Genomic DNA, 14,194 nt, shown 5'->3' with positions numbered 1-14,194 from the left:
GTACCTTTGTGTTGTATTATTTAAGAATTACTCGTCCCTCAATAAAAAAACGACGTAGTACATACGCCGTCTCTAATCACATTATCAGTGCATTTTTTTAACTGTAAAATCTAAATCTAAAAATGGTAATTTATTATTTAATCTATTTATTTCACCTGTATATTCTATGTTATCCATTTTAAGATTTATTAACACCAAACTCATACCCTCTTTCTGTATTATATCAATATCTTTTATATATGTATTCTCACTATTTAATTTAACTTTATTATCTTTAACAAAATCACCAACTTTAGTATTATCAAACTTTAAAATAAACTGAATCTGTTCTTTGTTATAACTTGTTTTCGTTATTGGTATATTAGTATAATCTGCAAAAAACTCTGCTTCTTTTCCTTTTTGAGGTTTAAATAATATTTCTATTCCATCTAATGTAATTCTTATATCAGAAATAACTGCAACTGTTCTGTTACCAAATGTAGTATTCTCACTTAATTTAAAATATGCTCTTTCTTCTATCCTATTAAAATCAAATTTACTTTCGATATTTTCTTCATATCTTATAAACTTAACTATGTAAGGAAATCTATGAAATCCACTTTCACTATTTAACCCATTCGATAGGAAAATAAGCTGATTTTCATTTTTTATGTCTAATAATTCCATATAATCTAAATTATTAAATAATATATCCCTATCACCAGTTTCTAAATTATAAAAGTCAAAACTATTTACTTCATTTTTCTTCTTTGTTTCAACCAATACATATTTGTCTTTATATTCTTTTATCGTTATAATTTCATCTTTGTTATAATTATTTTTTACATCCTCTAAAGTTATTTTATATTTTGTAAAATTATATAATTTTTCTTTTGAAATAGTTTCTTCTTTTACTTTATAATCAGTGAAATCATCATTAAATACAGCATAGTAAATAGTTATATAATTGTCATGAATCTTTATATCCTTTACCTCTTTATTCTCTTTTGCTTCTATATAAAGACGAAGTTTATTATTAAGGGTGTCGTATATATATAAATCACCACCAACGTGTGCCGTTCCATAAGCATATCCACTAATCACTAATAAATATCTATCATCTAACCAATATACAGATTTTGGTGTATTTTGCTTTTTATTATCTTTGGTAATAATTATTTGGTTTTCTCCTCTTTTTACATCATATATATATACTTCACCAAAGGTTTCAAATTCAAAAGGTGAAATATATACCATTCTTCTTTTATCTGGTGAGATAACAGGCCTAGACGGAAAGTTATCACATATTATGTTTTTCTCTCCATTAATTTTTACAACTAATTTTGGAGGTCCATTATCTTTCATATAAAGTACATTCTCTCCCATTTGTAATTTTAAATCAATTTCTTTATTAACTTGTTTTGAATTTGACTGAGTACATCCTATAGATAATATTAAAATCATAATAATTATTAAACAGAAACTAATATTTCTTTTCACTAATTGTTCATCCCCTTTATATCTCTTCACGAATACATTATACCATATTGAGGTTGTTTTTACTATATTTGTAATTTAGCTCTTAGGTCTTAGGTTACAGTTCTTCCTTTAGCATCAGTCAATCTACCGTCATCTAATAGCTGTAATAATATATTAAATACTTCTGGATGTGCCTTTTCTATCTCATCGAATAATATTACAGAATAACATAAACAAAGGGTCATGCCTGAATAATTCAATTATTCAGGCATGACCTTTTTTTAATTATAATAAATTAATATTGTTTTTGCTGCACTCTTCAATCATTTCTTCTGGCCAAATTGATGATTGAACTTCTCCGATATGTGCTTTTCTTAAGAAGAACATACATATTCTTGATTGACCTATTCCTCCACCTACTGTATATGGAAGTTCTTCATTAAGTAACATTTTATGGAATAAAAGCTCTTTACGTTCTTCACAGTCTGCTAATTTTAGCTGTCTTTCTAAAGCCTCTTTATCTACTCTTATACCCATTGAAGAAAGTTCTAATGCTTTTCCTAATACTGGATACCAGAATATAATATCTCCGTTTAACTTCCAGTCATCATAATCTGGTGCTCTACCATCATGTTTAATACCTGATTTTAGCTTATCTCCAATTTGCATTATAAATACTGCACCTTTTTCCTTAGCAATAGCATTTTCCCTCTCTTCAGGTGTTAAATCAGGATACAAGTCTTCTAATTCTTGTGTTGTTATAAAACTTATATCATCTGGTAATATATCTTCTTCATATAGCTCTGGATATATTTCTTTTACATATTTTTCTGTATCCTTAAATACTCTAAATATTTTCCTTACTATACTTTTAAGTTTTTCAACATTTCTGTCTTCCTTTGATATTATCTTTTCCCAATCCCATTGATCAACATAGATTGAATGGGTATTATCTAACTCCTCATCAGCTCTTATTGCGTTCATATCTGTATAAAGTCCTTCTCCTACTTTAAAACCATATCTTTTTAAAGCCATACGCTTCCATTTAGCTAGTGAATGTACAATCTCTGCTCTACTATCACAATCTCCCTTTACATTGAATGAAACTGGTCTTTCTACTCCGTTTAGGTCATCATTAAGTCCTGTTTCAGGCTTTACAAAAAGTGGTGCAGAAACCCTAGTTAAGTTTAACTTTTCTGATAATCTATCTTCAAAGTAATCTTTAATTTTCTTAATAGCAACTTCCGTCTCTCTAATTCCCAAAGGTGATTTATATCCTTCTGGTTTAATTAGTCCCTTTGTCATTTTAATTTCCTCCTTTAATCTACTGTTTGTTTATATTTTTAAGTATGGCCATACTCAAATAAAAAAGCCTTCCATCCCATAAAGGGACGGAAGGCTGAATTTCCGCGGTACCACCCTGATTAGCAAAAAGCTCACTTTACCAGTACGGAGTAATTTTTTCATTACTCGATACTGTCCAGAAAATAACGGTCTGGAACCGTCTAAGCCTACTCTCCTTAACGATTTCGGTTAGAGACTCCGAGGTGTTCTTCGATATAAGATTCGTACCGGTCTTCCACCATCACCGGCTCGCTATGACTACCTCCTATATCTACTCTCCTCATCATAGTCTATAGTCTTTTTATTATATTATCCTAAATTATATAGAAATTATTATAATCTGTCAACAATTTTATTAAATTTTTTTAAAACAAATTAAATACAACTAATATAAAATGTGCTGAAATCCCGGCAAATATACCACCTATTACATGACTAGTAATAGCTTTTGAAATTAAGTTTCTATAGCCTAGAGAATCTAACATAGCTACATGAGTACTTAAAAAACCACTCCAGCACATGCCCATTGCAGTAAATACTGCTATTTCATTTGGTCCAATTATACCATTTTCTAAAAACTTAGGTACTAAACTTAAGGCAGCACCTACAGCTCCAAGGGCTGTTATAGGAAATGCAATTGCTTCTGGATTGTTAAATCCAAATAAAGGCTTTAATACAGGAGATAAAAATTGACCTATTTTTGGTAGAAGTGGCACTCCTTCAAAGGCTTTACCTTGATATCCAATACTAGGATCTGCAGGTCCAAAGGTCAACATCATTATAATAGTACATATAACTAAAACCCCTGGAATAATACTTAGTCCAATATCTACTCCAAATTTTCCACCTTCTAAAAATGCTGTTAAGAATCTTTCAAAGAAACTTCCTTTAGTATTACTATCTATAAACTTTTTAGGGGATTTTATATTTCTTTTATTTGTGCTTCCTTTTTTCAGCTTTCCTAAAACCTTTTTAGCTCTATATGCCATTATCCTTACACTTACAATACTACCTATAACTGCTCCTATATTCCCTATTATTACCTCTTTTAAGAATTCTCCTTCTCCTCTACTTATCATAAATGTAGAAACTATAAGCCCCATTCCAAATGCTGTTCCTAAGTTACAAAGACATGCAGTTTCATGTTCCTCAAAATAATTAAGATATTCGTCATCTTTAGCTAATGATATTATTGCAGGATTATCAGATAGATAAGTTGTTATAATCCCTAAAAAAGCAACTCCCGGCATATTAAATAAAGGCTTCATTAAGGGGGAAAAGATTTTGTTTAATAGATTAACTAATCCAAATTCAGTGGCTAATTTACCAAAAGCACCTGTTAAAACAGCTATAGCCATAATATAAAACACTGTGTCTGTAAGTAACTTATATGCCGTTTCCATTATAGAAGAAAACATATTATTAATTCCCATATTTATTCCTAAGTAACCAAAAAACAATATAATAATTCCTAAGAAAATAATCGTGTCTTTGTTTGCAAACGTTTTCTCGTTATTCTTTTTAGTTACTTTTTCCATATTTAACCCCCTATTCTCCCATATTCTAAGATAATCATATTATATAAAATTAATCTATCTATATCAATTTAAAAAAATTTAAAATTTTATGACAACAATGCTTTAATTTTTACAATAGTCTCTTATAGGACATTTACCACATTTTGGACTCTTTTTACAGTAATCTTTACAGTGTTTTACTATTAAGGCATGGTATTCTTTATAAATATAAGTATCTCTTTCTATATTTTGTTGAAATTGACTTTGAAGCTTATGATAATCAATCTTCTGACTACACACACCTAATCTATTAAATATTCTCTTAGTATAGGCATCTATTACAAAATAAGGCCTATTATAGGCATAAAGCAAAATACAGTCTACAGTTTCTGGCCCTATTCCCCAAACCTCTAATAAATTTTCTCTATTTATTTCTTTATTAGATTTTAAAAACTTAATAAATTTTTTAATCTTTTTAGCTTTTTGGTTATAATAACCACTTGCCTTTATTATTTCTGCAAGCTTTTCCTTTTCTAATTTTTCTAATTTTTTTACACTCAAAAGATTATTCCTTTTTAAATTTATTAAAGCCCTTTCTGCATTTTTCCATGTAGTATTTTGTGTAAGTATTGCACCAATACATATTTCTAATTTTTCCTCTTCTGAGCTTACTTTTAAAGAATTATTTAGGTCATAATAACTTTTTAAATCTCCATCAATCTCTTTTATTATAGGCCACCACCCTTGAGGGCCATAATAATCTAATAGCTTATTATAAACTCCTTTAAATAAATTCATATTTTTGCCCCCTTTTCTCCACCTCTATTTTAGCATAAAATAAATTAGTTGTTAGTATAAAGTTTTTCCTTACTTAATGATTTTCTTTTCTCAATATTTAAGCGCAGACTAAAGTCTGCGCTTAAACTTAATTATTAACTGTAAATTTTATTTTACTGAATTAGTTATATTTACTACCATACTAACTTCTCCACCAGTTCTTTCAGCCTCTGAAAACATAGTATTAAGGCTACTAAATACTTGCTCTTTAGAACCAGTAATTCTTGTTTTCATAGAATCTACTTGATAGTTAACACCATTATTTTTAATACTATTAATTGAATTATTGATTACATTTGTAGCACTTGAAGTTTTTAGTGGATATACAGTAACATCAGCTGTTATCACTTTAAGTCCTCCTTGCTTATAATCTTTCTTATTTAGTATTAGTTTCTGTAATTTTAATTATGTAAATAAAAATGTAGTACATTTTACTAATTTAAAATTCCTTTGAAAGAGATTTATATAATTTATCTATATAATCCATATCAATTTCTTTTTTCTTTGTTTGTAAATGCATAAGAATACGTTCCTCCTCTTGTACTGTTCTACCTCCAAATTTAATAAAATCTATCTCTTTGTTGTTCCTTACCTGTATCATTATTCGTTCATAACTACTATTGTTTTTAAACTTAAACTCATAAAAAGGACTAGAAGTCCTGGTTATATTCCTATCCTTTACATATTCAAAAGATTTAAAATAATCAAGTATTTCATTTATTAAATGTTTGTTAGTATCTTCTCTTTCTTTAAACTCATATTTATCTTTCAATTCCTCATCTTGATTTATAGTTATTTTTGATCCTAGAACATAATCATATTTATTGGCTTTTAGATATTCATCTAAGCTATATTCATTAGTAAAATTATTAAAAGAGACTTTTATCATTAATACCATTAATAATAAAGTTGATAAAAGATATATCAATTTATTTCTCCAAATCTTTTCTCTTTGCAATTTTTATCTCCTTTCACTATTTAATGAAAATAAGAGGTATATAAAATATACCAAAATTTTACTTATTTTACAAATGGATAAAATGTTGTTTTTTTATAAATTAAGTACTTTATATAGTTATAAATTAAAAATATCTTTTTAATAATAAATCTACAAATATAACAAAAAATATTATTAAATAGATTTGAAAGGAGTAAAGTAATGAATAAAAAAGAAAAAAAAGAACATCTATCAAAGGATGAATTAATAGTAGATCTTATTAAAGACCAATTAGAAGAAAAAATGCAAGCCTCTAGTATGGATATAAATGTAACATGTAGAAGTGGTGTTGTTAATTTATCAGGATTTGTTGATGTCTTAAAAGAAAAAAAATTTGCTGAAAATATAGCTAGAAAAATAAACGGAGTAAAAAAAGTAGAAAATAATTTAACTATTGGAGTTGACAGCCAAATTACTGATAAGCATATTGAAAAAGAAGTAATTAATAAATTAAATAATAATAAAATAAATGATAAAACCCACGGAATAGGAGTTAAGGTTAATGATGGAGTGGTAAATTTAGTTGGCCATGTAGATAAAGTAAAGGATGCCCATATAGCAATGGATTTAGCTTCTCAAGTTAGAGGAGTTAAGGATGTAGTTAACAATACTGAAAATATAAATAAAGGTATAATAGATGATGTTTCAATAAATAATGCTATACGAGAAAGGCTTAATGATGCTAACTTCAGTGGTGAAGATATAGTATGTGATGTAGTTGATGGTAAGGTTACATTATCTGGTTATACTAAAAGTAAAAGAGAAATTGAACTGGCAAAAGAAATAGCAATGGATATTGAAGGAGTTAATAAGGTTAGAAATAAAATTCAAATAAGAAAGAGAAATAAATAAATTAAATGGGACAAAAGATTATTTCTTTTGTCCCATTTATTTAAACAGTTGCCATTTCCCCCTTTAGTTCTAAAATTTTCTCCCATTTCTCCTCCTTTATAGGTTTGTCAAAACTTCTAAAATCTGCCAATTTGAAACCATGCTTTTCTGCTAATCTTCTAGTTAGTAATATATTTTCCATATTTATTCCTGAAGAGCCTACACTTGTATGTTTATAATGTCCCTCTAATGCTAAAATCATAGTTTCCGACATACATGCATAAGCAAGTCCTTTATCAAAACCAAGGTCTACTCCTAAATCTGGTAAACCTGGGACTTCAATAATACCTCCATCTATAACTAGGACATCAGGACGGTTTCTAGCTACATCTTCATCTACATTTCTTGGTCTTGACATATCACATACTACTGCACCTGACTTAAGGTGATTTGGTTTAATTAGCTTTCCTACATTACTAGTTGCACTTACTACAATATCTCCTAAAGGAAGCATATTATCTATGTCTGTTGTTAAAATAATAAAATTTTCTTTATTGTTTATATCCTCTGCAAATTTCTCAAATTTCTTTATAGGTTCATTAGATAGTGGTAAATTACGTAAGTTTGAAATTTTATATCCTAAACTACCTGGTCTAAATTGCTTTCCTTCTTCTTTCATTTTAGAAATATGTTTAAATATTTTAGCAGTAAGTTTTTTAAGTCTTTTTATACTAGATTTTTTATTCTTAGGATTACCTATAAGCACTAGCTTTGATACTTTTTCAGATAGTAATATAGATACTCCACTTCCTATAGAACCAGTTGCCCCTACAATTGCTGCAGTAGATTCATCCGATTGTGTTCCTAATCTTTCTAAAGCTGTTGTAACTGCCTCTACCGCTGCTACAATAGTATAACTATTTCCAGTAGTTAGAGGAATTCCCTCATCCTTTAATAGTAGTCCTCCCCCTGATGCAACTGAAGTATATGCACCTAATCCAACTATTTTGGCTCCTCTTTTTTTAGCAAGGTTTACAGCTTTTTTTAGCTCATATACCACTTGACTTTTTGGTATTTTTACAAACTCTTCTGCTGTCCTTGGAACTACAATAAATTCACCATATGCAGTTTTGCCACTTTTAGATACAATTCTTGTACTAGATACAACAAATGGCTCTACTATATCCCCCCATTTACTTGTAAGTTCAGCAAGCTCATTATTATTAAAGGATAATAGACTTTTATCATAGTCTGTATAATTTTTTAAATCTAAAGGATGTATTAAAAAAGCAAATCTTTCATCCTTTTCTTTTACCTCAACCTCTTTTATTTCTCTTGATTCAACTTCTTTATATTCTCTTTTACTTTTATCTACATTTATTAAATATGATAAAAACTCTGCTGTATTCTTTCTATTTAATACTTCTAACATACTTTCAATTTTGTTTAATGCTTCATAACATTCAGATTCAGTTACAATAAGAGGTGGCTCTATTCTTATTACATTTTCTCCATTTAAGGTTGGGGCAACCCTCAATTTTTCAACATTTAAAAGATAGCTTGAAATAATAGGTGTTAAAAGCTTTTGCTCTGCCATTATACCTATAAAACTACCTGGAAATATATCCTTTTTTTCACAAAATTCTATCCCCAACATTAAGCCTCTTCCTCTTACTGACTTAATAATATCAGGATATTTTTCCTTTAGCCTGTTAAGGCCTTCCTTTAGGATTTCTCCCTTTCTTTTGGCTTCTTTAATAGTATCTGTATTACTTAATATATCCAAAACCTTAATTCCAACTCTACAAGCTAAAGAATTCCCAGCAAATGTTGATGAGTGCTTATTACCAAAATCTGAATTATATACTTCTTCTGTTGCTATACATGCACCTATTGGTATAATCCCTCCACTTAAAGCCTTTGCCAATAGCAATACGTCTGGACAAACTCCTTCTTCTTCAAATGCAAATAATCTTCCTGTTCTTCCTAAACCAGTTTGTATTTCATCTACTATTAGCTTCACTCCATATTTTTTACATATTTCTTTAGCACCTTTTAGATAACCCTTTGGAGGTTCAACAATACCTCCTTCTCCTTGAATTGGTTCTATAATAAATGCTGCATAATAATCTGGCTTTTCTTTAAGTTCATTCTCTAATGCTTCTAAATTACCATATTCAATGAAATTAAATCCATCTGCAGGAGCACCGAATCCATCTTGATAGCTTTTCTTACCAGTAGCTGAAAGGGCTCCAAGGGTCTTACCATGGAAACTATTAATAGTAGATAGTATTCCCTTTCTACCAGTTGCCGAACGACATAACTTTATTCCCGCTTCTACAGTTTCAGCTCCACTATTTGTAAATGTTACATATTTTAATTCTTCAGGTGTAACTTCTATAAGTTTTTTAGCTAATTCACCTGCTGCATTCAAGGCTGATGGTTGAATAAAACTAGGTTCCTTTGATTTTTTAAAGTTATCTATAGTCTCCCATATCTCATTTGGATTATATCCAAATGGTAAAGCACCATAAGCTGCTATAAAATCTAGATATTCATTTCCTTTATCATCATATAATCTAGTTCCCTCTCCCCTTATAAATGACTTATCCATTTTAATAATTTCTAAAAGCTCACCTATATATGGATTTACATATTTGGTAAATGAGTTCATACATTCCCTCCTTTTTCTTTAACCTTACCTCTATTTTCTAATTTTAACCTATTTATATATTATTTACTAAAAACTTCTTTTTAATTCAAAATAATCCTGCTTAGTTTGACTTATTTTTTAAAAAAGCTATGTTATAAATGAAAATTTTTTTAACATTAAGCAATAAAAAAACTCCCAGTTTAAAACTGAGAGTTTTGGATTTATTAATATAATTGGGAAATTAGTTCTTTAGTTGGGGAAGCAACAACAACAGAGCTTATAATTTCTCCCCTTGGTCCCAACTTACTTTCGTTTGCTTTAACTGATGATTCAACAGAAGATAATTCTCCAGCTATAAGTACAAATCCCTTGCCCCCTAATCCCCTAGCTATACGAATTTCTAATAACTCAATATTTGCAGACTTTAAAGCAATATCTCCTGCCATTATCGCTGATATAGAGGACATAGTTTCAATGATCCCTAATGAATTAACTTCTTCTATATTAGTTGTTGCTGTTAAAGCTGAATAAACGCCTTCGTGTACATTTGATATTACATAATCACAGACTGTAAATATATCTCCAACTTTTTTACCTGTTTCTACTGCATTTTTTATAGCTTCTATATTTCCTGATATAATTGATATATATTTTCCTGGACACATCGGCGTAGCAAGCAACAATTTTACGTTTGCTGATTTAATCATCTGATCTGTTGCTTCTACCCCTTTTCCTATACTCTTAAATTCTAATAATCCCAGTGCTTTCACTTAAAAATCGCCTCTTTCATATATATTAAAAACATTATATGATATGTGATTTTTTTATTAATATGGCATCTTCATTAACTTTCTCAACAATACCATCTACACTAGCATGAATTAAAGCTCCTAGATTGTTGCCTTTTATCTTTGCAATTTTTTGCCCTTTACTAACATTATCTCCTTTTTTTACTATTGGATATGCCTTCTGACCTATATGCTGTTTACATGGTATTATTACAAAATTAATATTTAACTTTAAGTCTTCTTTTAAAGGTGCTTCAACATTATATTGTTGGATTCCTAATTTATATATTAATTTTTTTATTGGATATTTTCTGTATTCTCTAAAAGGATTAACATTATTTGATTTTTTCCTGTTAGTATTTCTTATTCCTTCTTTTTTTAATTTATTTTTTAAAAATTTATTCAGTTTCCACGGTTGAAGTCCCATTATACAAGCTTGTTCACATAATCTACATTCACTACAAAGATTAGCATCTGTAATTGATAACTTCCATTGAGAAAAATTGCAATATGAAAATGCTTTCATCATTTTATCAGGATAAAGTTTGTGTCCCAATAAATTTCTAGGACAAACTTCAGTACATAATGAGCAATAGCAACAGGCTATTCGAGCCTCCTTTAGTACTTTTTCTAAATTTTTATTTTTGGAAATTAAAATTGTATGATTTTTAGGCAGAACTATTATACCTTTTGTAGTTTTCTTAATAGGTTCATTTATATCTTTTATAACTGTCCCCATCATTGGACCGCCTTCTATCACTTGGAAGTCTTCAATAGTCGTTCCACCTACTAATTTTATTATATCTAAAATTCTAGTTCCAATTGCTACTTTTACCGTCAAAGGATTTTTTACAACTCCTGTTACTGTAACATATTTCTCTGTAACTGATTTACCCTTTAATGCATTAAAAACGTTAAGTATTGTTTCAACATTTATAACAATAACTTTTACATCTAGAGGAATTCCACCTTCTGGTATAACTCTATTTAATGCCTCATAAACAGTAACCTGTTCATCCCCCGCAGGATAAAAATCTTCTAAAGTAAATAATTCTATATTTTCATATTTTCCTTTATATTTTTTTAAACTCTCAATTGCTCTCTTATATTTCTTTTTTAAAGCGATTATACCTTTTTTTGCTCCAACCTTATTTACTACAATATCCAATGTGCTTAGTATTTTTTGAGTTTTATATGCCAATAACTGCTGATCAACTCTCAATAAGGGCTCACACTCAGCACCATTTACAATAACATATTCAGCCTTTCCGCTTAGCTTAACATGAGTAGGGAATCCAGCTCCACCGGCACCAACTACACCGGCTTCCTTTACCAATTGCAATAAATCTTTCCCCATAATATATCCCTCAATTCTACTTAATTGTAAAACCACCAACTAAAACACATCTTCTTTTACGAGTAAAACTTCTAGGTGAAGTTAAGCCTTCGCCTGTAGGTCCTGCAATAGTAAAAGTCGTAAAACCTTCACCACCAAATCCAATACCAGCAAATGAAGGCCCATTTTTTACAAAAACCGTTGTTTTTATTTCTTTTGCAAATCTTGTTAAGTTATCTATATTTTTTGAATGCATTATAGCTGTATGCCTATTGCCTCCTTCAGCTTCTATCGCCATTTTAATTGCTTCATCTACATCTTTAGCTCTAACAATTGGTAATATTGGCATCATTAATTCTTCTTTGAAAAAAGGATGATTTTTATCGACTTCCATTATGGCTACTTTTACCGAATCTTCACATTCTATACCTGCTTTTTTTAAAATATAACTAACATTCTTTCCTATATAATCTTTATTAGGTTTTCCATCAGGCTCTAAGATTAACTTTTCTAATCTATTTAAATCTTTTCTATCTTCTATTAATAATGCATTGTTCTGTTTCATACAAAAAATTAAGTAATCTGCTACGTTATCTACTACAACAACCTCTTTTTCAGCAATACAAGGTAAATTATTATCAAAACTACATCCTTCAATTATATCTTTAGCAGCTTTTTCTATTTCTGCAGTCTCATCAACTACAACTGGCGGATTTCCTGCTCCCGCACCTATTGCTTTTTTACCAGAAGATAAGGCTGCTTTTACAACCCCGGGGCCTCCAGTAGCAACAATCATATCAATTTTTTCATGTTCCATCATTACCTGGGCTTTTTCAATATTAGGATCACTTACTGTTACAATTAAATTTTTAGGACCACCTGCTTTTTCTATAGCTTCATTTAATATTTCAATAGTTGTAATAGATGCGTTCTTTGCTCTAGGATGTGGGCTAAATACAACTGCATTACCAGCAGCTATCATACCAATAGAATTGCAGATAATTGTTTCTGTTGGATTTGTTGATGGGGTAATTGCCCCGATAACACCATATGGAGATAACTCAAGCAAAGTTAAACCGTTATCCCCAGTAAAAACCTCTGATTTTAAATCTTCTACTCCTGGTGTTTTTTCTATAACTAGCTTATTTTTCTTTATTTTATCTTCATATCTTCCCATTTGTGTTTCCTCAAAGGCTAATCTAGATAGATATTTAATATTTTTCCTTATTTCTTCCCTCATAGAATTAATAATTTTTTCCCTATATTCTAAGCTATAATCTTTAAATTTTTTTTGGGCTAAAGCCGCAGCCTCAATAGCTTTATTCATATCTTCAAATACTCCGAATTTATTTCCTTTAGAAATCTCCGTGTTTTCTGTTTTCTTTAACTCTTTTACAACTTTTCTTACAATTTCATCTATTTGATTTTCAAGTACAGCCATTTTATCCCCCCTTCTCTAATTCAAAAACTTTTATACTTTCAAGACCAATTTCAACATCCTGTTCAACCGTTCCGCCACTTATACCGATTCCTCCTATTATTTCCCCATTTAATTTAAGAGGAAAACCACCTCCAAATGTAATAATTCTATTATCTGTATTTTGAATCCCATATAATTCTTTACCTGGCTGTACTAGCGACATCACTTCATTTGTAGGTATCCTTAATGCTACAGCTGTATATGCTTTGTTAATTGAAATATCAATACTAGCTAACATTGTATTATTCATTCTATGTAAGAGTAATAGGTTACCACCAGAATCAACTACTGAAAAAACTATAGCAACTCCTATCTCTCTTGCTTTATTTTCTGCACCTCTTGCCATTTTTTTTGCTATTTCTAAATTTAAAAGATTTTTATCAAACCTACTATTTATTCTTTTTATAACTTTGTCTTTAATTTTATCTATAACTTGAGACTTTGCTTCAATAATTGCTAAAATATATAATAAATCTGATAATCTATTTAAATACTTAATAACTGTACTCCTTATAGTTATTTGTTTGCTAAGTTTTACTGTTAATCTCTCAGCTCTTCTAGTTATTGTTCTTGCAACATGAAGAATAGAAGAAGATGTGTTTTTTCCTGGTATTGTGAAACCATTTATATCTCCTACTCTTTTTTGAAATTTATCTATAATTTCTTCTAAATATAAAATTTCTGAATTATCTACTACTTCTCTAAGCTTTTCTAAACCATTTTTATCACTTGCTATTTCTGCTGCCAATAAAAATAAATTATTTTGTATAGTATTTAAAATCTTTTTAATTTCTTTATTTTTAATTAAGGAATATGCCACTCCTATCATTGAATTTAATTCATCTATTGTTCCATAACAGCTTACTCTTAAGTCATCTTTAGAAATTCTAGTACCTCCATACAATGCTGTTTCTCCATGGTCACCTGTTCTAGTATATAATTTAGTCATTACA

At 29.3% G+C, this 14,194-nt stretch carries 12 protein-coding genes, 1 pseudogene and 1 other annotated feature; of the genes and pseudogenes, 1 reads left to right on the top strand and 12 read right to left on the bottom strand.

Annotation, left to right across the window (positions count from 1 at the left end):
* Positions 1-84: 84 nt before the first annotated feature.
* The 7 genes and pseudogenes from BET03_RS05960 to BET03_RS05930 all read right to left on the bottom strand — a co-directional run bounded on the left by BET03_RS05960 (position 85) and on the right by BET03_RS05930 (position 6,114).
* Positions 85-1,479 carry a DUF4652 domain-containing protein gene (locus BET03_RS05960; protein ID WP_120168322.1) on the bottom strand — a complete coding sequence of 465 codons (1,395 nt, stop codon included), beginning with the start codon at positions 1,477-1,479 and terminating at the stop codon, positions 85-87.
* A 95-nt stretch (positions 1,480-1,574) separates the two neighbouring features.
* Positions 1,575-1,685 (bottom strand): annotated as a pseudogene (locus tag BET03_RS05955) (AAA family ATPase); the annotation flags it as partial.
* Positions 1,686-1,743: 58 nt separating this feature from the next.
* Entirely contained in the window at positions 1,744-2,763 is a 1,020-nt protein-coding gene (asnA, locus tag BET03_RS05950; protein ID WP_120168318.1) for an aspartate--ammonia ligase, read from the bottom strand.
* A 79-nt stretch (positions 2,764-2,842) separates the two neighbouring features.
* Positions 2,843-3,098, bottom strand: a binding site (T-box leader).
* Positions 3,099-3,167: 69 nt separating this feature from the next.
* A complete protein-coding gene (locus BET03_RS05945) occupies positions 3,168-4,340 on the bottom strand; it encodes a CD0519/CD1768 family membrane protein (RefSeq protein WP_120168316.1) in 1,173 nt (390 codons plus the stop codon).
* 102 nt (positions 4,341-4,442) lie between these two features.
* Positions 4,443-5,117, bottom strand: coding sequence for an endonuclease III domain-containing protein (locus tag BET03_RS05940; RefSeq protein ID WP_120168314.1), 675 nt, complete (start codon positions 5,115-5,117; stop codon positions 4,443-4,445).
* Positions 5,118-5,264: 147 nt separating this feature from the next.
* Positions 5,265-5,504 carry a YkoF family thiamine/hydroxymethylpyrimidine-binding protein gene (locus tag BET03_RS05935; protein ID WP_120168312.1) on the bottom strand — a complete coding sequence of 80 codons (240 nt, stop codon included), beginning with the start codon at positions 5,502-5,504 and terminating at the stop codon, positions 5,265-5,267.
* Between the two features lie 91 nt (positions 5,505-5,595).
* Positions 5,596-6,114, bottom strand: a complete 519-nt coding sequence (locus tag BET03_RS05930; RefSeq protein ID WP_120168310.1) for a hypothetical protein — start codon at positions 6,112-6,114, stop codon at positions 5,596-5,598.
* A gap of 201 nt (positions 6,115-6,315) precedes the next feature.
* Between BET03_RS05930 and BET03_RS05925 the strand changes: the two genes are divergently transcribed.
* The gene (locus BET03_RS05925; RefSeq protein WP_120168308.1) at positions 6,316-7,005 is read left to right on the top strand and encodes a BON domain-containing protein; all 690 of its coding nucleotides are present in this window, start codon (positions 6,316-6,318) and stop codon (positions 7,003-7,005) included.
* A gap of 40 nt (positions 7,006-7,045) precedes the next feature.
* On the opposite strand, the gene BET03_RS05920 is transcribed toward BET03_RS05925, so the two are convergent.
* The 5 genes from BET03_RS05920 to BET03_RS05900 all read right to left on the bottom strand — a co-directional run bounded on the left by BET03_RS05920 (position 7,046) and on the right by BET03_RS05900 (position 14,190).
* Positions 7,046-9,658 carry an aminotransferase class III-fold pyridoxal phosphate-dependent enzyme gene (locus BET03_RS05920; RefSeq protein WP_120168306.1) on the bottom strand — a complete coding sequence of 871 codons (2,613 nt, stop codon included), beginning with the start codon at positions 9,656-9,658 and terminating at the stop codon, positions 7,046-7,048.
* 203 nt (positions 9,659-9,861) lie between these two features.
* Positions 9,862-10,407: a BMC domain-containing protein gene (locus tag BET03_RS05915; protein ID WP_120168304.1), complete on the bottom strand. Its 546-nt coding sequence runs from the start codon at positions 10,405-10,407 to the stop codon at positions 9,862-9,864.
* A gap of 34 nt (positions 10,408-10,441) precedes the next feature.
* Positions 10,442-11,782 (bottom strand): 4Fe-4S dicluster domain-containing protein, encoded by a 1,341-nt coding sequence (locus tag BET03_RS05910; protein WP_120168328.1) that lies wholly within the window; start codon positions 11,780-11,782, stop codon positions 10,442-10,444.
* A 16-nt stretch (positions 11,783-11,798) separates the two neighbouring features.
* Positions 11,799-13,202 carry an aldehyde dehydrogenase family protein gene (locus BET03_RS05905; protein WP_120168302.1) on the bottom strand — a complete coding sequence of 468 codons (1,404 nt, stop codon included), beginning with the start codon at positions 13,200-13,202 and terminating at the stop codon, positions 11,799-11,801.
* A gap of 1 nt (position 13,203) precedes the next feature.
* Positions 13,204-14,190, bottom strand: a complete 987-nt coding sequence (locus BET03_RS05900; RefSeq protein ID WP_120168300.1) for a cob(I)yrinic acid a,c-diamide adenosyltransferase — start codon at positions 14,188-14,190, stop codon at positions 13,204-13,206.
* Positions 14,191-14,194: the final 4 nt, after the last annotated feature.

This window comes from Thermohalobacter berrensis, assembly GCF_003609645.1.
GTDB classification, from domain to species: domain Bacteria; phylum Bacillota; class Clostridia; order Tissierellales; family Thermohalobacteraceae; genus Thermohalobacter; species Thermohalobacter berrensis.
This window is presented reverse-complemented; position numbering and strand designations above follow the sequence as displayed.

Bases quoted from the DNA above. Each gene is read 5' to 3' on its own strand.
- asnA (WP_120168318.1), bottom strand. From the start codon at position 2,763: ATGACAAAGGGACTAATTAAACCAGAAGGATATAAATCACCTTTGGGA.
- BET03_RS05945 (WP_120168316.1), bottom strand. From the start codon at position 4,340: ATGGAAAAAGTAACTAAAAAGAATAACGAGAAAACGTTTGCAAACAAA.
- BET03_RS05940 (WP_120168314.1), bottom strand. From the start codon at position 5,117: ATGAATTTATTTAAAGGAGTTTATAATAAGCTATTAGATTATTATGGC.
- BET03_RS05925 (WP_120168308.1), top strand. From the start codon at position 6,316: ATGAATAAAAAAGAAAAAAAAGAACATCTATCAAAGGATGAATTAATA.
- BET03_RS05920 (WP_120168306.1), bottom strand. From the start codon at position 9,658: ATGAACTCATTTACCAAATATGTAAATCCATATATAGGTGAGCTTTTA.
- BET03_RS05910 (WP_120168328.1), bottom strand. From the start codon at position 11,782: ATGGGGAAAGATTTATTGCAATTGGTAAAGGAAGCCGGTGTAGTTGGT.
- BET03_RS05905 (WP_120168302.1), bottom strand. From the start codon at position 13,202: ATGGCTGTACTTGAAAATCAAATAGATGAAATTGTAAGAAAAGTTGTA.
- BET03_RS05900 (WP_120168300.1), bottom strand. From the start codon at position 14,190: ATGACTAAATTATATACTAGAACAGGTGACCATGGAGAAACAGCATTG.